The following is a 21,871-nucleotide window of genomic DNA, read 5'->3' as shown; positions in this document are numbered from 1 at the left end:
TTCGCGTCAACTTGCCCCTATAGTGTGGTCAAGGACGGCAGACGGTGAATGAGGAGGAACCGCGATCCATGTCCGACGAGCTGATGACGATTCGCCATATGTGCGATGCGTTCGGCGTAACCCCCCGCACGCTGCGCTTCTACGAGGCGCGCGAGCTGATCTTCCCGGAACGCCGCGGGCAGCACCGCCTGTATGACCGCCGGGACAGGGCACGCCTGACGCTGATCCTGCGCGGCAAGCGGTTCGGCTTCAGCCTCGAGGAGATCCGCCAGTTGCTCGAGCTTTACGAGCCGGGCGGCACCAACAAGGCGCAGATCGCCGCGACCATCTCAGTCGGGCGCCAACGCCTTGGCGACATGGAACGACAGTACGCTGAATTGAGCGAGGCGATCGCCGAGCTCAAGTCCCAGCTTTCCGATGCAGAGATCCGACTTGCCGCCGCGTCCAACGACACGAGCACAGGGTAAAGCCATGACGATCTATCTTCCGCCTGTCCGCGACATGCAGTTTGCGCTGCATGACGTGCTGAAGCTGTCGCAATCGGGCCTGCCGGGCCACGAGGATCTGGATCCCGATTTCACGGAAGCCATTCTTGACGCTGCCGGCAAGCTGGCGGCCGAGGTTCTGGCCCCGCTGAACGCGGTGGGCGACAAGCAGGGCTGCCGGCTGGAAAATGGCGTGGTCCGCACCCCTGACGGCTTCGACAAGGCCTTCCAGGCGATGAAGGACGGCGGCTGGACCGCGCTTGACTGTGATCCCGAATATGGCGGCCAGGGGATGCCCTATGTGATGGGCGTGGCAACGGGCGAGATGTTCGTGTCGGCCAACATGGCCTTCAACATGTACCAGGGCCTGACCCACGGCGCCTATTCCGCGATCCACGCCCACGGCACGGATGAACAGAAGCAGACCTACCTGCCGAAGATGGTCAGCTGCGACTGGACCGGCACCATGAACCTGACCGAGCCGCATTGCGGGACCGACCTGGGGATGCTGCGGACCAAGGCCGAACCGCGGGACGACGGCAGCTATCTGATCACGGGGCAGAAGATCTTCATCTCGGCTGGCGATCATGACCTGGCGGAAAATGTGATCCACCTGGTGCTGGCCAAGGCCCCCGGCGGGGGCGAGGGTACGAAGGGCATCAGCCTGTTCATCGTGCCGAAGTTCCTGGTCAATGCCGACGGCTCGCTGGGCGAACGCAACGGCGTGTCGGTTGGGGCCCTGGAAGAAAAGATGGGGATCCACGGCAACTCGACCTGCGTCATGAACTATGACGGCGCCAGGGGCTGGCTGCTGGGCGATCTGCACAAGGGGATGCGGGCCATGTTCACGATGATGAACGAAGCCCGCTTAGGCGTCGGCCTGCAAGGCTACGCCTGCGCAGTGCCCGCCTATCAGAACGCCGTCGCCTATGCGACGGACCGCCTGCAGGGCCGCGCCGTGACCGGGGCTGCCAATCCCCAGGGCCCGGCCGATCCCCTGATCGTCCATCCCGACATCCGCCGCAGCCTGATGGACCAGAAGTCCTTCCTGGAGGGCGCACGGATGCTGGCGCTCTGGGGGGCGCATCTGATCGACAAGGGCCACAATGGCGACGCCGATGCCGAAGGCCTCGTGTCCCTGCTGACCCCGGTGATCAAGGGCTTCCTGACCGACAAGGGCTTCGAGACAGCCGTACTGGCCCAGCAGGTCTATGGCGGCCACGGCTATATTGAGGAATGGGGCATGTCGCAGTTCGTCCGCGACGCTCGCATCACCATGATCTATGAAGGCGCCAATGGCGTTCAGGCCCTGGATCTGGTGGGTCGCAAGCTTGCCCAGGATGGCGGCAAGCATGTGATGGCCTTCTTCGAGATCGTGAAGTCCTTCTGCAAGCAGCATGGCGAAAGCCCGCTGGCAGCCGATTTCGTCGCGCCGCTGAAGGCGGCCTCGAAGGATCTGCAGACGGCGGCGATGTTCTTCATGGAACGCGGCATGAAGAACCCGAACGACGCGCTGTCGGGCAGCTATGACTTCATGCACCTGTTCGGACATGTCGCGCTCGGCTCCATGTGGGCGCAGATGGCCGTGGCGGCGCAAGAAGCGCTTGATGCGGGCAAGGGTGACGCGGCGTTCCTGAAGACCAAGCTTGCGACCGGGCGTTACTACATGAAGCGGCAACTGCCGATGACCGCCACGCATCTGGCGCGCATCCAGTCCGGCGCCGCGCCGGTGATGGAGCTTGAGGCAGAGGCATTCTGAAGCGGGGTGTGAGAAGGCAGGGTCGAAGTGGGTATTTGCACAACGAAGAAGCGGATGCGTCCCGGCCCCTCCTTCCTTCCGGTCGGCGCGGCATATCTCAGCCAAGAACCGGGACGACTTCTCCGTTGACGGTCATCGGCTCCCCAGCCTGTACCGTGGGGCCATGATAGGCGCCTATAGATTGAAGAAGGGTTAATCCGCGCCTTCTTCGTTGCAGAAATACCCCGCGGGGGTCCGGGGGCGCGGAGCCCCCGGCGGTGGAGGAACAGGATGACTGCGCAACTCTGGTGCTTTGGCGAATCCGGCAACGCCTACAAGGCGGCCCTGACCATGGGACTGGCGGGCTATGACTGGACGCCCGTTTACGTGGACTTCTTCAACGGAGAGGCGCGCAGCCCCGCCTTTCGGGCCATCAACCCCATGGGCGAGGTTCCGGTCTTTCGCGAAGGCGACCTGACCCTGTCGCAGTCGGCGGTCATCCAGCTTCACGTCGCGGAACGGACCGAACAGTTCCTGGGATCGGACCGCAACGAGACCCTCCGCTGGCTGATGTTCGACAACCACAAGCTGTCAGGCCAGGCCGGTCCCGCACGGTTCCTGTTGAATTTCCTGCCTGCGGACAAACGCCCTGAAGGCGCCGTGGAATACCTGCAAGGCCGCCTGAAAGCCGCCTACAAGGTTCTGGACGACCACGTGTCCACCCGCGACTGGGTCGCCGACAGCGCCCCCACCATCGCCGACTTTGCCTGCTGCGGATACCTTTACTACCCCGAACCCTTCGGCTTCGACCGCAAGGACTGGCCCAATATCGACCGCTGGCTGGACGCAATCGCTGCCCTGCCCGGCTGGAAACACCCCTATGACCTGATGCCCGGCAATCCATCCGACCGGGCACTGAAGGAGGATTCATGACCGACGCCTTTATCTATGACGCCGCCCGCACGCCGCGGGGCAAGGGTCGCCCCGATGGCAGCCTGCATGAAGTCACCTCGCTCGCGCTGTCTGCCCGACTGCTGAATGCCGTCAAGGACCGCAACGGCCTGGAAGGCAATGCGGTCGAGGACGTGATCTGGGGCAACGTCACCCAGGTCAAGGAACAGGGCGGCTGCCTGGCGCGGTCGGCGGTGCTGGCCTCGGATCTGGACGAACGCATTCCCGGCCTGTCGATCAACCGCTTCTGCGCCAGCGGCATGGAGGCCGTGAACCTGGCCGCGAACCAGGTCAAGGCGGGCGCGGGCAGCGGCTATATCGCCGGCGGCGTCGAGATGATGAGCCGCGTTCCGATGGGCAGCGACGGGGCGGCCATCGCCGTCGATCCGTCGCTGGCGATGAAGACCTATTTTGTGCCGCAAGGCATCAGCGCCGACATCATCGCCACCGAATACGGCTTTACCCGTGAAGACGCCGACAAGCTGGCCCTTGAAAGCCAGCAGCGCGCCGCCCGCGCGTGGCAGGAAGGGCGCTTCTCGCGGTCGATCGTGCCGGTCAAGGACCAGAACGGGCTGACCATCCTGGACCGCGACGAATACATGCGCCCCGGCACCACGATGGAGGATCTGGCCAAGCTGAAGCCCGCCTTCAAGGACATGGGCGAGACGATGCCCGGCTTCGACAAGGTCGCGATGCTGAAATACCCGCATCTGGACCGGATCGAGCATATCCATCATGCGGGCAACAGCAGCGGCATCGTCGACGGCGCCGCCGCCGTGCTGATCGGAAACGAAGAGTTCGGCAAGGCCCACGGCCTGAAGCCCCGCGCCCGGATCCGCGCGACCGCCAAGATCGGCACCGATCCCACCATCATGCTGACCGGCCCCGTCCCGGTGACCGAGAAGATCCTGGCAGACAGCGGCATGTCCATCAACGACATCGACCTGTTCGAGGTGAACGAGGCCTTTGCCGCCGTCGTCCTGCGCTTCATGCAGGCCTTCCAGGTCGATCCCGGCAAGGTCAACGTGAACGGCGGGGCGATGGCGCTTGGCCACCCGCTGGGCGCGACCGGCGCGATCATCATCGGCACGCTGCTGGACGAACTGGAACGGCAGGACAAGACCTTGGGCCTCGCCACCCTGTGCATCGCGTCCGGCATGGGCGCGGCCACCATCATCGAGCGCGTCTGATGATCATCCGCAAGGACAGCGTGCCTGTGACCGAAGGCGTCTCGGGCTATCCCGAGCCGTTCAACCTGGGTAGCGGCTTCCTGTCCTATCGGCACCTGACCGAGGCAGGCGGGCTGACCCAGTTTGGGATCGCGCTCGAGACCCTGCATCCAGGAAGGCAGTCCAGCCAACCGCACTGGGAGGAGCATGAGGACGAGTTCCTCTACATGCTGGATGGCGCGTTGACGGTCGTCGAGGATGGGGTCGAAACGATCATCCATCCCGGCGACGCCTGCTGCTGGAAGGCGGGCAGGCCCGTTGCCCATACCCTGAAGAACCATACGGGACAGCCCGCCGTCTATTTGATCGCGGGCAGCCGCAACCCCGACAACATCTGCCATTATCCGGGCATCGACCTGTTGTCGACGCCCCGGGGGTACACGCATCTTGACGGCACCCCCTACCCGACCGAGGGAGAGAACGAATGACCGATTTCACAATGCAGAAGGACGCCGATGGCGTCGCCGTCATCACCTGGGACGTCCCGGGCAAGTCCATGAACGTCCTGTCGCTTGAAGGTGCAGCGCAGCTGGACGCCCTGATCGACGACGCGCTGTCCGACGAGGCCGTCAAGGGCATCGTCATCACCAGCGGCAAGAAGGACTTCGCCGCCGGGATGGACCTGAACGTCATCGCGCAGATGAAGCAGGGGGGCGCCCAGCAGGTCTTCGACGGGATCATGACCCTGCACCACGCCCTTCGCAAGATCGAGCGCGCGGGCATGGATCCCAAGACCCTCAAGGGCGGCAAGCCCGTCGCGGCGGCCCTGCCCGGCACCGCGCTTGGCATCGGGCTGGAACTGCCGCTGGCGACGCACCGCATCTTCGCGGCGGACAATCCCAAGGCCAAGATCGGCCTGCCCGAGATCATGGTCGGCATCTTCCCCGGCGGCGGCGGCACGATCCGCTTGTCGCGCAAGCTGGGTGCCATGGCCGCAGCACCCTTCCTGCTGGAAGGCAAGCTGTCGGACCCGAAGAAAGCCAAGGCGGCGGGCCTTGTGGACGAGGTGGTGGCCGATCCCGTCGCCGCTGCGCGCGAATGGGTGCTGAACGCCCAGGATGCGGATCTGGTCAAGCCCTGGGACCAGAAGGGCTACAAGATGCCGGGCGGAGAGCCCTATCACCCGGCGGGGTTCATGACCTTCGTCGGCGCGTCTGCAATGGTCAACGGCAAGACGATGGGCGTCTATCCGGCCGCCAAGGCGCTGCTGTCCGCCGTTTATGAAGGGGCCCAGGTGCCTTTCGACACCGCCCTGAAGATCGAGGCGCGGTGGTTCACCAACGTGCTGATGAACCCGTCCTCGACCGCGATGATCCGCAGCCTGTTCATCAACAAGGAAGCCCTGGAAAAGGGCGCCAACCGCCCCGAGGCGCCGGACCAGTCGGTCAGGAAAGTCGGCATCCTGGGCGCCGGGATGATGGGCGCGGGCATCGCCTATGTCAGCGCCATGGCGGGCATCCAGGTCGTGCTGATCGACGCCAAGCAGGAAGCTGCCGACAAGGGCAAGGCCTATTCCGAAGGCCTGCTGGACAAGGCGATCAGCCGCAAGAAGTCGACCGAGGACAAGAAGGCCGAGGTTCTGGGCCGCATCACCGCGACGATCGATTATGCCGCGCTTGATGGTTGCGACCTGGTGGTCGAGGCCGTGTTCGAGGACCCGTCCGTCAAGGCCGAGGTCACGAAGAAGGCCGAGGCCGCGATCCCGGCGGACGCGATCTTCGCCACCAATACCTCGACCCTGCCGATCGGCGACCTGGCGAAAGCCAGCAGCCGCCCGGACCAGTTCATCGGCATCCACTTCTTCAGCCCCGTGGACAAGATGATGCTGGTCGAGATCATCAAGGGCCAGCAGACCGGCGCCCGCGCGGTGGCAAAGGCGCTGGATTTCGTGCGCCAGATCCGCAAGACGCCGATTGTGGTGAACGATGCGCGGTTCTTCTATGCCAACCGCTGCATCATCCCCTATATCAACGAAGGCATCCGCCTTGTGGCCGAGGGGGTGAACCCTGTCCTGGTCGAAAACGCGGCCAAGATGATGGGGATGCCGCTGGGGCCGCTGCAACTGGTGGACGAAACCAGCATCGACCTGGGCGTGAAGATCGCCAAGGCCACCCGCGCGGCCATGGGCGACGCCTATCCCGACGGCAACGTGGACGAGGTGCTGTTCTGGATGGCCGACCAGGGCCGCCTGGGCCGCAAGTCGAACGCGGGCTTCTATGCCTATGCCGAGGATGGCAAGCGGCAGGGTCTCTGGGACGGGCTGGCCGCGCGCTATCCCCATGCGGACGACCAGCCGGACGTGACGACGGTGCAGCACCGCCTGATGTTCGCGCAGACGCTGGAGGCTGTGCGCGCCTTCGAACAAGGCGTGCTGGAGGATATCCGCGAAGGCGACGTAGGCGCGATCCTGGGCTGGGGCTTTGCGCCATGGTCGGGCGGTCCCTTCGCCTGGCTGGACATGCTGGGCGCCGCGCGGGCCGTGCAGATCTGCGAACGCCTGACGGCCGAGCATGGCGACCGCTTCGCCGCGCCGCAGATGCTGCGTGACATGGCCGAAAGCGGCCAGACCTTCTACGACCGCTTCGGCAGCGGCAAGAAGGCCGCCTGACACGACCGAAACGCCCCGGCCCTGACGGCCGGGGCGTGCCTGATCCTGCCCCTACGTTGTTATTGTTGGTCTTGTTCCAGATCAGTCGTCGTCCCACCGGTCGTCATCATCGTAATCGTCATCGTCGTCGTCCCAGCGATCATCATCGTCATCATCGTCATCGTGACGGATGCGATAGCTGTATTCCCAGCGGCGGTGGTCATCGTCACGATCCCAGAAGGGTCCGTGGTAGTGCGGGGCAATGAAGCCGCGCAGGACGCGGCTGACGCCGTCGTCGTCGTCATCTGCCAGGGCCGCGCCCGGCAGGGCGAGGCTGGCTGTGGCCGCAAGGGCAAGCAGGAAACCGTGTCGTGTCATGGCTGCGTTCCTTCATCTGTCGCAGGCCAACCTGCCTGCGGGATGATGACGGATCAGCCTGGCGATTATTCCCGGCGCTTCGAGAAAAGTTTGCGAGCCCTACAAGGCCATGTCGTCGCGATGAACCAAGGCCGCGCGGCCGGTATAGCCCAGGATCGCCTCGATCCGGTCGGAACGGTGTCCGGCGATGCGCCGCGCCTCGTCTGCGGTATAGCGGGTCAGTCCGTTCGCCAGCGTCTCGCCCGAGGGGCCGGTGATCGCAACCGGATCGCCCCGACCGAAATCGCCCACGATGGTCCGCACGCCCGCAGGCAGCAGCGACTTGCCCCGGCGCAGAGCCTGAACCGCGCCTTCGTCCACGACAAGCGCGCCCTTGGGCTTCATCGCGGCGATCCAGCGCTTGCGGGCAAGCTGGGGATCGCTTTCGGGCAGGAACCAGCTGCACCGCGCGCCATCCGCCACGGCCGACAAGGGCCGCATCACGGACCCTTCCGCAATCGCCATGGCGCAGCCTCCGGCAATCGCGGTGCGGGCGGCCATCAGCTTGGTCTTCATGCCGCCCTTTGACAGGCCCGACACAGGATCGCCGCCCATGGCCTCGATCTCGGGCGTCAGGGCCTCGATCACCGGCAGGTGGCGGGCGGTGGGGTCGGTCTTGGGATTGGCGGTGTAGAGTCCGTCCACGTCGGACAGCAGCAGCAACTGGTCCGCGCCGCAGGTCACGGCGATCTGGGCGGCAAGACGGTCGTTGTCGCCAAAGCGGATTTCGTCCGTCGCCACCGTGTCGTTTTCGTTCACGATGGGCACGACGCCCAGGCCCAGCAGCGTCTGCATGGTCGCCCGGCTGTTCAGATAGCGGCGGCGGTCCGTGCTGTCCTCCAGCGTCAGCAGCACCTGCGCGGTGGTCACGCCATGGGGGGCAAGCGCCTCCTCATAGGCGCGGGCCAGACGGATCTGGCCCACGGCGGCGGCGGCCTGCGCCTGTTCCAGCGGCAGCGCGCCTGCTGGCAGGCCCAGCGTCCGCCGCCCAAGCGCAATCGACCCCGAGGATACCAGAACCACATCGCAGCCCCGCTGCCGCCATTGGGCCACATCGTCGCACAAGCCGCGCAGCCAATCGCCGCGCAGCCCGCGTTCGTCCACCAGCAGGGCCGAGCCGATCTTGACGACCAGCCGGCGCGCGCCGGTCAGCGACGGGCCTAGGGCTGCCATGGCGCCTCGGGCTCGTCCTTGGCCTTGTGGCGCGTCGGCTCGATCTGCGTCCACAGCGCGCGCAGAACCTCGGTGACGCCCAGCTTTGCCACCCCCGACATCAGCAGCACCGGCCCGCCGATCTCGGCCTCCAGCGCGGCCCGACGTTCGGCGATGGTGTCGTCGTCCAGGGCGTCGATCTTGTTCAGCGCCGTCACGCGTGGCTTGTCCATCAGCACCGGGGAATACGCCTCAAGCTCGGTCAGGATGGTGCGGGCGTCGGTCGCCACATCTTCCGAGGTTCCGTCCACCAGATGCAGCAGCACGTTGCTGCGTTCGACATGGCCCAGGAACTGGTCGCCCAGGCCCCTGCCCTCGCTGGCGCCTTCGATCAGGCCGGGAATGTCGGCCATGACGAATTCGTAGCCGTCGATGCCCACGACGCCCAGGTTCGGATGCAGCGTGGTGAAGGGATAATCCGCGATCTTGGGGCGGGCATTCGACACCGCCGCCAGGAAGGTGGACTTGCCCGCGTTCGGCAGCCCCACCAGACCGGCATCCGCGATCAGCTTCAGCCGCAGCCAGATGGTGCGTTCGATGCCCGCCTGCCCCGGATTGGCATTGCGCGGACTGCGGTTGGTCGAGGTCTTGAAGTGCAGGTTCCCCCAGCCCCCATTGCCGCCCTTTGCCAGCAGCACGCGCTGGCCGGGTTCGGTCAGGTCGGCGATGACGGTTTCCTCGTCCTCCTCCAGGATCTCGGTCCCCACCGGCACCTTGAGGGTGATGTCGTCGCCCGACTTGCCGGTCATCTGGCTGCCCATGCCGTGCTGGCCGGACTTGGCGAAGAAATGCTGCTGATAGCGGAAATCGATCAGGGTGTTCAGCCCCTCGACCGCCTCGGCCCAGACATCGCCGCCATTGCCGCCGTCGCCACCGTCGGGACCGCCATATTCGATGAACTTCTCGCGCCGGAAGGACACGCAGCCCGCACCGCCCCCGCCCGAGCGGATGTAGACTTTGGCGAGGTCAAGAAATTTCATGGGGCAGGCTCCTGTTCAAGGGGATGCGATACGCCCACTGGGCCCATCGTTCAAGAGGCGCAAGATTCTTGCCAGAAGGCCGGACGCTCCGCAAACTGAACCAATCGGTTCAGAAAGACCCGATTCTGTGTGGAGCGTGATCATGTCCAGCAAGGCCCTGGCCGAGTTCATCGGCACCTTCATCCTTGTGTTCTTCGGCGTCGGTTCGGCGGTCCTGATGGGGGCCGAGATCGGCTTTCACGGCATCGCCATGGCCTTCGGCCTCTCCATCGTCGCGGCGGCCTATGGCCTTGGCGCCATATCGGGCGCGCAGCTTAACCCGGCGGTGTCGCTGGGCTTCCTGGCGTCGGGACGGATGGGCGCGGGCGATTTCGTCACCTATTGCATCGCGCAGATCCTGGGGGCGGTGGCGGCTGCGGCGGTCGTCTATCTGATCGCCTCGGGCAAGGCCGACTATTCCATCGCCCAGAACGGCCTGGGGCAGAACGGCTGGGGCGAGGGATACAACGGCGGCTACACCCTGATGTCAGCCCTGCTGTTCGAATTCGTGGCGACCTTCCTGTTCGTCACCGTGATCCTCGGCGCGACCCAGACAGACGCGCCCGCGGGCTTTGCGGGGCTGGCCATCGGACTGACGCTGGCGGGTATCCATCTGGTCGGGATCGACGTGACGGGCGTGTCGGTAAACCCCGCGCGGTCCATCGGCCCTGCGATCTTTGCGGGCGGTCAGGCGCTGTCGCAACTGTGGCTGTTCATCCTGGCGCCCCTGGCGGGCGGTGCCCTGGCAGGGGCGCTGCACGGCGCGGGGATCACCCGCTCGCCCCACGTCAAGCCGCGCGGCTGAGGCACCGCCCCTTTTTCCGCGGGCTTCCTGACCCTAGATGAAAGGGACAGGAGGCCCCGATGATCCATTTCGACAACAGCTATGCCCGAATGCCGCAGGGCTTCTTTGCCCGCGTGTCGCCCACGCCCGTGGCGGAACCCGGCCTCATGGCCCTGAACGAAGGGCTGGCACGGCGGCTGGGGCTTGATGCGGCATGGCTGGCAAGCCCCGAGGGCGTGGCGATGCTGGCCGGCAACGCCGTGCCGGCGGGGGCCGAGCCGATCGCGCAGGCCTATGCGGGTCATCAGTTCGGCGGCTTCGTGCCCCAGTTGGGCGACGGCCGCGCGGTGCTGCTGGGCGAGGTCGTGGCCCCCGACGGCGTGCGCTTCGACATCCAGCTGAAGGGCAGCGGGCCGACGCCCTTTTCCCGGCGCGGCGATGGACGGGCCTGGGTCGGCCCGGTCCTGCGCGAATACATCGTCAGCGAATTCATGCACGCGATGGGCGTTCCCACCACCCGCGCCCTTGCAGCCGTCGCGACCGGAGAGACGGTGTGGCGCGAACAGGGCCTGCCCGGTGCGGTCCTGACACGGGTGGCTTCCAGCCATATCCGCGTCGGCACCTTTGAATATTTCGCCGTCCGGGGTCAGGAAGACGCCCTGGCCGCCCTGACGGATCATGTCGTGGCGCGTCATTATCCGGCCGCGAACGGGCCGCTGTCGCTGCTGGACCACGTGATCGCCCGGCAGGCCGAGACGATCGCCCATTGGATGGCGCTTGGGTTCATCCACGGGGTGATGAACACCGACAACATGTCGGTGTCGGGCGAAACCATCGACTATGGTCCCTGCGCCTTCATGGACGTGTATCACCCGGACACCGTCTTTTCCTCGATCGACCGGGGCGGGCGCTATGCCTGGTCGCAGCAGCCGCAGATCGCGGTCTGGAACCTTGCCCAGTTTGCGACCTGCCTTGTGCCCCTGATGGGCGAGCGCGAGGCGGCGATCGAGGCCGCGACGAAGTCGGTCCATTCCTTTGCGCCCCTGTATCAGGCGGCGTGGACGCGGCGCTTTGGCGAAAAGCTGGGCTTGACGGAAGCCTCGGACGCGCAGCCCCTGGCCGAACGCCTGCTGACGCTGATGGCACAGCAGCGGGCGGATTTCACGCGCGTCTTCGCGGGCCTGGCCGACGGCAGCGCGCGCGACGAGTTTCTGGACCGCGACGCCTTCGACGCCTGGCACGCCGACTGGCAGGCCCGGAACCCGGACGCGGACCTGATGCGCCACGCGAACCCCCTGCGCATCCCGCGCAACCACCGGGTCGAGGAAGCCATCGCCGCCGCCGTGGCGGGCGACATGGCGCCCTTCCGGACGCTGTTCGACGCCGTGACGCATCCACGCGAGGCCCGGCCGGAATGGGTCCGCCTGGCGGACGCGCCGCTGGACGAACAGGTCGTGCGCCAGACCTTCTGCGGCACCTGATCAAAACGCAGGCACCGCCGGGCCTTGCGCAGATGGTCCCTTGCGGCCTGAAGGGCGCCGGCTATCCTGCGCCGTGAACTCAAGGGCGATATGTCATTGCTGAGACTGGCAAGTTACAACCTGCACAAGTGCCGTGGGCTGACCGGCCCGCACGCTCCGGAACGCAACCTTGCCGTCATCGCCGCGCTGAAGCCCGACATCATCGCCTTGCAAGAGGTCGATTTCCGCCACGGCGCCCGCCCCGAGGCCCTGCCCCGCCGCCTCATCCGCGATGCCACCGGCCTGGTTCCGGCCAACATGACCACGACGGGTGAAAATTCGCTCGGCTGGCACGGCCAGACGATCCTGATGCGCCCCGAACTGGCCGAACAGGCGGTCCTGCGCCGCCTGCCCCTGCCGGGGATCGAGCCGCGCGGCGCGGTGGTGCTGCGCCTGCCCCGGCTGACCGTGATCGGCGTACATCTGGGCCTTGCCCGGTCGTCGCGACGGGCGCAACTGGCGCGGATCACGGCGCAGGCGGCGCGGATCGCGGATGACAACATCGTCCTGATGGGCGACTTCAACGAATGGCACGACAGCCGCGGCCTGGAATCATTGGCGGGGTTTCGCATCGTGGCGCCGGGGCCGTCCTATCCCGCGCCCCTGCCCCAGTTCCGGCTGGACCGCATCGCCATGTCGCACCACCTGACGCTGCTGCGGCACGGGGTCTTTACCGGTGCGCAGGCCCGCGACGCCTCGGACCACCTTCCCATCTGGGCCGAGATCGAGCAGCCCTGAAATTGCCGCTTTCGGCCTGCCCCTGCGGCAGCTATGAAGGCGCCGACATCAGGCAACGGAGGGGCACCCATGACCGCCATCATCGACATCTACGCGCGAGAGATCCTGGACAGCCGCGGCAACCCGACCGTCGAGGTCGACGTGACGCTGGAAGACGGCACGATGGGCCGGGCGGCGGTGCCCTCGGGCGCATCCACCGGCGCGCATGAGGCGGTCGAGAAGCGCGATGGCGACAAGGCGCGCTACATGGGCAAGGGCGTGCTGGAGGCCGTGGCCTCCGTCAACGGCGAGATCGCCGAGAACCTGATCGGCGAGGACGCGACCGAACAGCGCGCCATCGACGCGATGATGTGCGAACTGGACGGCACGCCCAACAAGGGCCGCCTCGGCGCGAATGCGATCCTGGGCGTGTCGCTGGCGGTGGCCAAGGCCGCGGCGGATGCGACGAACCAGCCGCTGTATCGCTATGTGGGCGGCACCGCCGCGCGGATCCTTCCGGTGCCGATGATGAACATCATCAATGGCGGCGAACATGCCGACAACCCCATCGACATCCAGGAATTCATGATCATGCCGGTCAGCGCGGAAAACATCCGCGACGCCGTGCGCATGGGGTCCGAGGTGTTCCACACGCTGAAGAAGGAACTGTCGACGGCGGGCCTGTCGACCGGGATCGGCGACGAGGGCGGCTTTGCGCCGAACCTGTCCTCGGCCCGCGACGCCCTGGACTTCATCCTGCGCGCTGTCGAGAAAGCCGGCTACAAGCCCGGCGACGACATCATGCTGGCGCTGGACTGCGCCTCGACCGAATACTTCAAGAACGGCAGGTACGAGATGAAGGGCGAGGGCAAGTCGCTGACCTCGGCCGAGAATGTTGACTACCTGGCCGCGCTCTGCGCCGATTATCCGATCCTGTCGATCGAGGACGGCTGCGCCGAAGACGATTGGGATGGCTGGAAGCTGCTGACCGACCGGCTGGGTGGTTCCGTGCAACTGGTCGGCGACGACCTGTTCGTGACCAACCCCACCCGCCTGGCCGAGGGGATCGAGCGCGGCTGCGGCAATTCTCTGCTGGTCAAGGTGAACCAGATCGGCACGCTGTCGGAAACGCTGGACGCCGTGCGCCTGGCCGACCGCAACGGCTATACCAGCGTGATGTCCCACCGGTCGGGCGAGACCGAGGACGCGACCATTGCCGATCTGGCGGTCGCTACCAACTGCGGCCAGATCAAGACCGGCAGCCTTGCCCGGTCCGACCGGCTGGCAAAATACAACCAGCTGATCCGCATCGAGGAGATGCTGGGCGCCACCGCCGAATACGCAGGCCGCAGCATCCTGCGCTGATCCCTGCCGCCAACCGTGCCAAGGCCGCCCCGCGTCACGCAGGGCGGCCTTATTTTTTGCCTGTCAGGGTCGCAGACTACTCGACAGACGGCAGACAAGCACTAAACTGCACCCCATTCGGGCCGGGAACCCGTGGGAGGCCATCCCGACAGCCCTATCGGAGGAGAGTTCATGAAAGATTCCAAGACGCTGCACCGCAGGTCGTTCCTGACAACGGCTTCGGTCGGCGGTGTCGCCGCCGCAGCCGGCGCCACGCTGGCAGCGCCCGCCATCGCCCAGGAAGCACCCACCATCAACTGGCGCGTGGCGTCGTCCTTCCCGAAATCGCTGGACACCATCTATGGCGGCGGGGAAGAGATCTCGGTCCGCCTGAAGGAAGCGACCGACGGCAAGTTCAACCTGCAGGTCTTCGCAGCGGGCGAGATCGTGCCGGGGCTGGACGCCATCAACGCTGCCGGCGACGGCACCGTGGAATGCGCCCATTCGGTGGGCTACTACAACTGGGGCAAGGATCCGGCCTTTGCCTGCGGCGCCGACCTGCCCTTCACCTTCAGCGCACGCGCCAAGGCTGCCTATAACTACCACGGCGGCGGCATCGACCAGTACAACCAGTTCCTGGAAACGGTCGGCCTTGTGGCCTTCCCCGCGGGCAATACCGGCGTCCAGATGGGCGGCTGGTATCGCAAGGAGGTGAACACGATCGCCGACATGCAGGGCCTGAAGATGCGCATCTCGGGCCTGGCCGGGCGCGTGGTCGAGAAGCTGGGCGTCGTCCCGCAGCAGATCGCGGGCGGCGACATCTATCCGTCGCTCGAAAAGGGCACCATCGACGCGGCCGAATGGGTCGGCCCCTATGACGACAACAAGCTGGGCTTCCAGAAGGTCGCGCCCTACTACTATTACCCGGGCTTCTGGGAAGGCGGGCCGACGGTCAGCTTCTTCATCAACAAGGGCAAGTACGACGAGCTGCCCGAGCATTACAAGGCGCTGCTGCGGACCTGCTGCCAGGCCTCCGACCAGAACATGCTGGCCAAGTACGACTATCGCAACCCGACCGCGTTGAAGGAACTGGCCGCGTCGGGCGCGCAACTGCGGTCCTTCAGCGAAGAGATCATGAACGCCGCCTTCACCGCCGCGAACGAGGTCTATGCCGAACTGTCCGCCCAGAACGAGCACTTCAAGCGGCAGTACGAGGCGCAGCTGCAATTCCGCGACGACTGGTACCTGTACAACCAGACCGCGGAATACACCTTCGACACCTTCATGATGATCCAGCAGCGCAACGGCAAGCTGGCCCCCACCCAGGGCTGAGATCGTTCCGACAAAACAGAACCGCCGCGGTATATCCGCGGCGTTTTTCTTGGGCGCTTCCCGAAGAACGTGACGGAATGAAAAAGGCCGGGTCAAACCCGGCCTTTCGTCGTCAGTTGCTGCCGCCAAGACCCGGCGGCGGGCCGCCCAGGCCCAGCCCACCCTGTGCGGGTGCAGGCTGAGCCGGGGCCGCGCCCTCGGCAGGGGCTGCAGGGGCAGGCGCGGGTGCCGGTGCCGGTGCGCCAAGGCCCGGAGGAGGCGCGCCGAGACCCGGGGGCGTGCCGCCCAGGCCACCCGACGGGGCCGTCGTGCCGCCGTCGACCGGGGCTTGCTGGCCGAAGGGCGCGCCCAAGCCACCCAGCGACCCGAAGCCGCCGCCGGTGCCGCCGCCCATCCCGCCCGCCGGGATTTCCAGCCGGACGTTCGAGGTATCCACCGGCGCGCCCTTGTAATGCATGACCATTCCCGGGAAGGCGATCACCACGCCGATCATCACCAACTGGATGCAGACAAAGGGCACCGCACCCCAGTAGATCTGGCCGGTCCTGACCGGCGCCATGCGCTTCTTCGTGACCTTGTCGATGTATTCGCCCTTGGGCGCCACCGACCGCAGGTAGAACAGCGCAAAGCCGAAGGGCGGGTGCATGAAGGCAGTCTGCATGTTCACGCCCAGGATCACGCCGAACCAGATCAGGTCGATGCCCAATGCCTCGGCCGCGGGGGCCAGAAGGGGCACGATGATGAAGGCCAGTTCGAAGAAGTCCAGGAAGAAGGCCAGCAGGAACACCATGATCGACACGACGATCAGGAAGCCGTATTCGCCCCCCGGCAACGAGGTCAGCAGGTGTTCGACCCACAGATGCCCGTTCACGCCATAGAAGGTCAGCGAGAAGACCCGCGCCCCGATCAGGATGAACATCACGAAGGCCGACAGCCGCGTCGTGGCGTAAAGCGCCTGGCGGATCACGTCCATCGACAGACGCTTCTTGATGCCCGCCATGAACAGCGCGCCGACCGCACCCATCGCGCCGCCCTCGGTCGGGGTGGCGATGCCCAGGAAGATCGTGCCCAGCACCAGGAAGATCAGCGCCAGGGGCGGGATCAGCACGATGATGACCTGCTGGGCCAGCCGCGACATCATGTTGATGCCCGTGGCCTTGTCGATCAGCGCCACGACATAGATCACCGACACCGCGATCACGAGGCCCCAGATCGGCGCGTCGGCCGCGTGGTCAGGCCCCAGCCAGCGGGTCGTCAGCCAGAAGATGACGGCCGCCCCCGCAAGGGCCACGACCAGCGACGTGACGCCCGAACCCAGGGTCCGCGCCTCTTTCGGCAGGGCCGGCAGGTATTGCGGGCGGATCATCGACACCACGAAGATGTAGAGCATGTAGAAGCCCGTCAGCACCAGGCCGGGGATCATCGCGCCCTTGTACATGTCGCCCACTGACCGGCCCAACTGGTCGGCCAGCACGATCAGCACCAGCGACGGCGGAATGATCTGCGCCAGCGTCCCCGAGGCCGCGATCACGCCCGATGCGACGCGCCGGTCATAGCCATAGCGCAGCATGATCGGCAGCGAGATCAGGCCCATAGCGATCACGGAAGCCGCGACCACGCCGGTGGTCGCCGCCAGAAGCGCGCCCACGATGATGACCGCATAGGCAAGGCCGCCCCGGATCGGGCCGAACAACTGGCCGATCGTGTCCAGCAGATCCTCGGCCATGCCGGATTTTTCCAGCACGATCCCCATGAAGGTGAAGAAGGGGATGGCCAGCAACGTCTCGTTGGCGACGACCCCCCCGAAGAAGCGGTCGGGCAGCGCGCCCAGAAGCGGCCAGGAAAGGTTGATCGACCCGCCCGACAGCGGCGCGAGTTCGACCCCGATGATGAAGAACAAAAGCCCGTTCGCGGCCAGGGCGAAGGCGACGGGATAGCCGATCAGCAGAAAGACGATCAGCGAAACGAACATGATCGGCGCCATGTTCTGCGCGATGAGTTCCATCATTTGCGGGCATCCTCGCGCGTCTTGTCGACGGGAATGTCGGTCAGCGGGTGGTCGGGATCGGCAAAGCCCGCCTGTTTCAGCAGATCCTCGTCCAGATCCAGGGGCGCATGATGACCCGACGGTGCGTTGTAGTCAGGAATCAGCCCACGCATCACCGCGATCTTCTTGATGATCTCGGAAATGCCCTGCAGCAGCAGCAGCAGGAAGCCCGTGAACAGCAGCGCCTTGGCCGGCCACAGCATCAGGCCGCCCGCGTTCATCGACATCTCTCCGGTGCGATAGGACCGGGCCAGCCAGGGCCAGGTCAGCCACAGCGTCAGCAGGACCATCGGCATCAGGAAGAAGATGTGGCCCAGAAGCTCGATCCAGTGCTGGACCCGGCGCGACAGGGCGCCGAACAGGATGTCGATCCGGATATGTTCGTTTTCCAGCAGCGTATAGGCCGCGGCCAGCAGAAAGGCCGCGCCGTAAAGATACCACTGCAGTTCAAGCCATGCGTTCGAGGACATGCTGAACGCCTTGCGGATCACTGCGTTGATCGCGCTGACGAAGATCGCCAGCAGGATCAGCCAGGACACGTTCCTGCCGATCACGGTGTTGACGCGGTCGATGCCGCGCGAAAGGGCCAAAAGGCCGTTCATGAAGAAAACTCCCCCAAGGGTCGGCCTTTTTGGCCTTTTGACCGTTTGTTCGTTCCTGTGGCGGTATGCGCGATGCGGAAAAACCGGTCAAGAATTTCGGCGGCCGACGTGACATATCTGCACAAGTCGTCTTGCCGTGCGGGCTGCTTCCATGCGTCAGGCCACGCTTTGGGTGCTTCATATTCCACTTGCGATTGATTGTGACGCCACGTCGCGATCATCAGCGGCGGCAAATCAAAGGTCAGGATTTATGACCGTTTTTCAGGCGGAAACATCTTGCCGCCTTCCCTTCGGCCGCTGTTCCCTTCACGCAGATGCAACCATTCCGGGCGTCATCCGGCTTTACCCGCGAAGAGGTTTGGATAGTCTGAATGCCTTGCGCGCAAGCCAAAGCCTTCATCGACAAGGGGAGACGCCGATGTCAAAGCTGTTCACGACCACCGCCCTTCTGGCCGCCCTGGCCCTGCCCGCCCAAGCCGTCCAGCCCGCCGAGGGCGAGACGCTGGCCGACAGCCAGACCTATACCTATTGGCTGCTGGATGCGATCAAGTCGCTGGATCCCGCGAAGAACACCGATGTCGAAGGTTCGGACGTGCTGCGCCAGTTGTTCGAAGGCCTGATGAACGAAGACGCGGCGGGCGCGATGATCCCGGGTGTTGCGGAAAGTCACCAGGAAAGCGAAGACGGGCTGACCCACACCTTCACGCTGCGCGACGCCAAGTGGTCGAACGGCGACCCGGTCACGGCGCAGGACTTTGTCTTTGCCTGGCAGCGCGTCGTGAACCCCGAGACGGCTTCGGAATATGCCTGGTTCCTGGAACTGATGAACATCCAGAACGCCACGCAGATCATCGCGGGCGAGATGGCGCCCGACCAGCTTGGCGTCCGTGCGGTGGACGACAAGACGCTGGAGGTCAAGCTGACCACCCGCACCCCCTATTTCCTGAAGACGCTTTCCCATGCCACCACCTTCCCGGTTCCGCAAAAAGTCGTCGAACAGCATGGCGACGCCTGGACGCAGCCCGGCAACCTGGTCGGCAACGGCGCCTTCATGCTGGAAAGCCACAACCTGGGCGTCGACATCACGATGGTGAAGAACCCGAACTATTGGGACGCCGAGAATGTGGTGATGGAAACCGTGCGCGGCGTCACCGTGAACGACAACAACATCGGCCTGACCCGTTACCTGGCGGGCGAACTGGACCGCGTGCAGATTCCGGCGGGCCAATATCCGCGCCTGTCGCAGGAATATCCGGACCAGGCGATCTCGATCCCGTATTCCTGTTCCTACGCCTATGTCTTCAACGTGTCCGACAAGGGCCCCGAGGCGCTGAAGGACGTGCGCGTGCGCCAGGCGCTGTCGCTGGGTCTGAACCGCGACATCATCGTGAACCAGGTGCTGCAGGGCGGCCAGAAGCCGGCCTATAGCTGGACCCACTGGGCCATCGAGGGCTTCCAGGCCCCTGATGCCGAGATCGCCACCATGACTCAGGAGGAACGGAACGAGAAGGCCCGCGCCCTGCTGACCGAGGCGGGCTATGGTCCCGACAATCCCCTGTCGCTTTCGCTGCAATACAACACCGACGAGAACCACAAGAAGCTGGCCATCGCGGCGCAGCAGTTCTGGAAGCCCTTGGGCGTGAACATCACGCTGAACAATGTCGAATGGAAGGTGCATACCGACCGGATGCAGAACCAGGACTTCGACATGGCCCGCTATGCCTGGTGCGCCGACTACAACGAGGCGACGACCTTCCTGGATTGGTTCCGCACCGACGGCTACAACTCGGGCAAGTGGTCGAATGCGGAATACGACAAGCTGATGGCGGAGTCGAAAACGGCCGAGGATACCGCGCCGCTCTACAAGCGGGCCGAGGAGATCCTGGCCGAGGAAGTGCCCGCGGCCTTCGTCTATCACTATTCCAAGGTCGACATGATCAACCCTGCGATCAAGGGCCTTCCGACCCAGAATGTGACGAACGCCTGGTATGCCAAGGACCTGTATCGGGTGGCCGAGTAAGGTCCGCCACCGATGTTCGCCTTCATCCTGCGACGGCTGGCAATAGCGGTTCCCACGCTGCTGCTGCTGATCGTGCTGTCCTTCGTGCTGATGCATCTGGCGCCCGGCGGGCCGTTCACCCAGGAACGTGCCCTGCCGCCGCAGGTGCTGGCGAACCTCAATGCGAAATACGGGCTGGACGACCCGCTGTGGCGCCAGATCTGGAACTATGTGTACGGCATCCTGGTCCATTTCGACTTCGGCCCCAGCTTCGTCTATCCCGACCGCACCGTGAACCAGCTGATCGCGGACGGTTTCCCGGTGACGCTGACCTATGGCACGCTGTCCTTCCTTGCGGCGGTCCTTGTCGGGGTCACGCTGGGCACGCTGGCCGCGATCCGGCAGAACGGGTGGCTGGACTATCTGGCGGTCGGCATCTCGATCGGCGCGCAGGTGCTGCCGAACTTCGTGATGGCACCGCTGCTGGTGCTGGCCCTGACCCTGTGGCTGGGCTGGCTGCCCGGCGGCGGGTGGAGCTTTTCGGATCCCTCGTTCTGGATCATGCCGGTGATTGCGCTGTCCACCAGCTACATGGCCTCCATCGCGCGGATCACCCGGTCCTCCATGCTCGAGGTGCTGGGGTCGAACCACATCCGCACGGCGCGCGCCAAGGGAATGCCCGAACGCCGCGTCATCCTGCGCCACGCGCTGCGCCCGGCGATGCTGCCGGTCGTCAGCTATCTCGGGCCGGTCTTCGTGTCGATGATCACCGGGTCGGTCGTGATCGACATCTATTTCTCAACCGGCGGGATCGGCAAGGCCTTCGTGGATTCGGCGCTGAACCGCGATTACGCGGTGATGATGGGCGTCACCATCCTGGTTGGCGCGCTGACCATCCTGTTCAACCTGGTCGTCGATATCCTTTACGCCTGGATCGACCCGAAGATCCGGTATTAACCCCATGGTGATCGAACACGACAAGATGCGCTCGCTTGCCGCGCGGATGGCCCAGCCCGAGGTCCGGGGACGGTCTCCCTGGGCCGACGCCCGCCGCCGCTTCCTGCGCAACAAGGCGGCGATGGCGGGCCTTGTGATCCTGCTGCTGGTCGCGCTGTTCGCGATCTTCGGGGGCCAGATCGCCATCTGGTCGAACGAGGAACTGGACTTCAGCGTCATGGGCCAGGTCGCGACCATGGGCCACCCATCGCTGGAAAACGGGCATTACTTCGGCACCGACGACCTGGGCCGCGACCTGTTCGCGCGCACCGTCCAGGGAACCCAGATCAGCCTGCTGGTCGGCATCGTGGGCGCGGGCATCGCGGTGATCGTCGGCACGCTTTACGGCGCGGTGGCGGGTTATGTCGGCGGGCGCACCGACCAGGTGATGATGCGGACGGTCGATATCCTGATGTCGATCCCCTACATGTTCGTGCTGATCCTGCTGTTGGTGATGTTCGGACGGTCGATGACCATGCTGTTTTTGGGCATCGGCCTGATTTCCTGGCTGGACATGGCGCGTATCGTGCGCGGCCAGACCTTGTCCTTGAAGAACCGCGAGTTCATCGAGGCCGCCCGCGCCACCGGCGTGTCCACCTGGCGCATCATCATCCGCCATATCGTGCCGAACCTGCTGGGCGTGGTTGCGGTCTATGCCACGCTGCTGGTGCCGCTGATGATCCTGACCGAAAGCTTCATCAGCTTCCTGGGCCTTGGCGTGCAGGAACCGCTGACCTCGTGGGGGGCGCTGATTTCCGAGGGCGCGGGCACCATGAGCTATGGGACGCTGTGGCAACTGGCCTTCCCGCTGTTCTTCTTCGTCATCACCCTGTTCGGCTTCTTCTTCGTGGGCGACGGGCTGCGCGACGCGCTTGACCCCAAGGAACGCTGA

Annotated in this window: 19 protein-coding genes; 14 read left to right on the top strand and 5 right to left on the bottom strand. The window is 65.4% G+C overall.

The window, feature by feature from the left end; genetic code table 11:
* The first annotated feature begins 68 nt into the window (after positions 1-68).
* The 6 genes from IE224_RS00845 (at position 69) to IE224_RS00820 (ending at position 7,011) form a co-directional block, all read left to right on the top strand.
* Positions 69-467 (top strand): MerR family transcriptional regulator, encoded by a 399-nt coding sequence (locus IE224_RS00845; RefSeq protein WP_167621953.1) that lies wholly within the window; start codon positions 69-71, stop codon positions 465-467.
* Positions 468-471: 4 nt separating this feature from the next.
* Positions 472-2,244: an acyl-CoA dehydrogenase C-terminal domain-containing protein gene (locus IE224_RS00840; protein WP_191307261.1), complete on the top strand. Its 1,773-nt coding sequence runs from the start codon at positions 472-474 to the stop codon at positions 2,242-2,244.
* Between the two features lie 270 nt (positions 2,245-2,514).
* Entirely contained in the window at positions 2,515-3,156 is a 642-nt protein-coding gene (locus IE224_RS00835) for a glutathione S-transferase family protein (RefSeq protein WP_191307259.1), read from the top strand.
* Positions 3,153-4,364, top strand: a complete 1,212-nt coding sequence (locus tag IE224_RS00830) for an acetyl-CoA C-acetyltransferase (RefSeq protein WP_191307257.1) — start codon at positions 3,153-3,155, stop codon at positions 4,362-4,364. The genes IE224_RS00835 and IE224_RS00830 overlap by 4 nt, the downstream gene beginning before the upstream one ends.
* Positions 4,364-4,831: a cupin domain-containing protein gene (locus IE224_RS00825; RefSeq protein WP_191307255.1), complete on the top strand. Its 468-nt coding sequence runs from the start codon at positions 4,364-4,366 to the stop codon at positions 4,829-4,831. The genes IE224_RS00830 and IE224_RS00825 overlap by 1 nt, the downstream gene beginning before the upstream one ends.
* Positions 4,828-7,011, top strand: coding sequence for a 3-hydroxyacyl-CoA dehydrogenase NAD-binding domain-containing protein (locus IE224_RS00820; protein WP_191307253.1), 2,184 nt, complete (start codon positions 4,828-4,830; stop codon positions 7,009-7,011). The genes IE224_RS00825 and IE224_RS00820 overlap by 4 nt, the downstream gene beginning before the upstream one ends.
* Before the next feature lie 81 nt (positions 7,012-7,092).
* On the opposite strand, the gene IE224_RS00815 is transcribed toward IE224_RS00820, so the two are convergent.
* The 3 genes from IE224_RS00815 to obgE form a co-directional block, all read right to left on the bottom strand.
* A complete protein-coding gene (locus IE224_RS00815) occupies positions 7,093-7,368 on the bottom strand; it encodes a hypothetical protein (protein ID WP_191307251.1) in 276 nt (91 codons plus the stop codon).
* 99 nt (positions 7,369-7,467) lie between these two features.
* Positions 7,468-8,580 (bottom strand): glutamate 5-kinase, encoded by a 1,113-nt coding sequence (gene proB, locus IE224_RS00810; protein ID WP_191307249.1) that lies wholly within the window; start codon positions 8,578-8,580, stop codon positions 7,468-7,470.
* Complete coding sequence (gene obgE, locus IE224_RS00805; protein ID WP_191307247.1) at positions 8,568-9,599, bottom strand: GTPase ObgE; 1,032 nt, start codon at positions 9,597-9,599, stop codon at positions 8,568-8,570. Before obgE ends, proB begins: the two co-directional genes overlap by 13 nt.
* A gap of 142 nt (positions 9,600-9,741) precedes the next feature.
* Here obgE and IE224_RS00800 point away from each other — a divergent pair, with 142 nt between their 5' ends.
* From IE224_RS00800 to IE224_RS00780, 5 genes are all read left to right on the top strand, one after another.
* A complete protein-coding gene (locus tag IE224_RS00800) occupies positions 9,742-10,443 on the top strand; it encodes an aquaporin (protein WP_191307245.1) in 702 nt (233 codons plus the stop codon).
* A 59-nt stretch (positions 10,444-10,502) separates the two neighbouring features.
* Positions 10,503-11,903 carry a protein adenylyltransferase SelO gene (locus tag IE224_RS00795; RefSeq protein ID WP_191307243.1) on the top strand — a complete coding sequence of 467 codons (1,401 nt, stop codon included), beginning with the start codon at positions 10,503-10,505 and terminating at the stop codon, positions 11,901-11,903.
* A 90-nt stretch (positions 11,904-11,993) separates the two neighbouring features.
* Positions 11,994-12,680 carry an endonuclease/exonuclease/phosphatase family protein gene (locus IE224_RS00790; protein WP_191307241.1) on the top strand — a complete coding sequence of 229 codons (687 nt, stop codon included), beginning with the start codon at positions 11,994-11,996 and terminating at the stop codon, positions 12,678-12,680.
* A gap of 69 nt (positions 12,681-12,749) precedes the next feature.
* Positions 12,750-14,024 carry a phosphopyruvate hydratase gene (gene eno / locus IE224_RS00785; protein WP_191307239.1) on the top strand — a complete coding sequence of 425 codons (1,275 nt, stop codon included), beginning with the start codon at positions 12,750-12,752 and terminating at the stop codon, positions 14,022-14,024.
* A 189-nt stretch (positions 14,025-14,213) separates the two neighbouring features.
* Positions 14,214-15,335: a TRAP transporter substrate-binding protein gene (locus IE224_RS00780; protein WP_167623411.1), complete on the top strand. Its 1,122-nt coding sequence runs from the start codon at positions 14,214-14,216 to the stop codon at positions 15,333-15,335.
* A 112-nt stretch (positions 15,336-15,447) separates the two neighbouring features.
* On the opposite strand, the gene IE224_RS00775 is transcribed toward IE224_RS00780, so the two are convergent.
* Entirely contained in the window at positions 15,448-17,343 is a 1,896-nt protein-coding gene (locus IE224_RS00775; protein ID WP_191307237.1) for a TRAP transporter large permease, read from the bottom strand.
* Positions 17,340-17,984 (bottom strand): TRAP transporter small permease subunit, encoded by a 645-nt coding sequence (locus tag IE224_RS00770; RefSeq protein ID WP_191307235.1) that lies wholly within the window; start codon positions 17,982-17,984, stop codon positions 17,340-17,342. Before IE224_RS00770 ends, IE224_RS00775 begins: the two co-directional genes overlap by 4 nt.
* A gap of 418 nt (positions 17,985-18,402) precedes the next feature.
* Between IE224_RS00770 and IE224_RS00765 the strand changes: the two genes are divergently transcribed.
* Genes IE224_RS00765 through IE224_RS00755 form a run of 3 tightly spaced genes read left to right on the top strand, consistent with a single transcriptional unit; the run spans position 18,403 to position 21,871 of the window.
* Positions 18,403-20,004 (top strand): peptide ABC transporter substrate-binding protein, encoded by a 1,602-nt coding sequence (locus tag IE224_RS00765; RefSeq protein ID WP_191307233.1) that lies wholly within the window; start codon positions 18,403-18,405, stop codon positions 20,002-20,004.
* A gap of 12 nt (positions 20,005-20,016) precedes the next feature.
* Entirely contained in the window at positions 20,017-20,940 is a 924-nt protein-coding gene (oppB, locus tag IE224_RS00760) for an oligopeptide ABC transporter permease OppB (protein ID WP_191307231.1), read from the top strand.
* 4 nt (positions 20,941-20,944) lie between these two features.
* Positions 20,945-21,871: an ABC transporter permease subunit gene (locus IE224_RS00755; protein ID WP_191307229.1), complete on the top strand. Its 927-nt coding sequence runs from the start codon at positions 20,945-20,947 to the stop codon at positions 21,869-21,871.

This window comes from Paracoccus aerius (assembly GCF_014656455.1).
Taxonomy (GTDB): Bacteria; Pseudomonadota; Alphaproteobacteria; order Rhodobacterales; family Rhodobacteraceae; genus Paracoccus; species Paracoccus aerius.
Note: the sequence above shows the minus strand (reverse complement) of the source record. Positions and strands in the feature narration are given on the sequence as shown.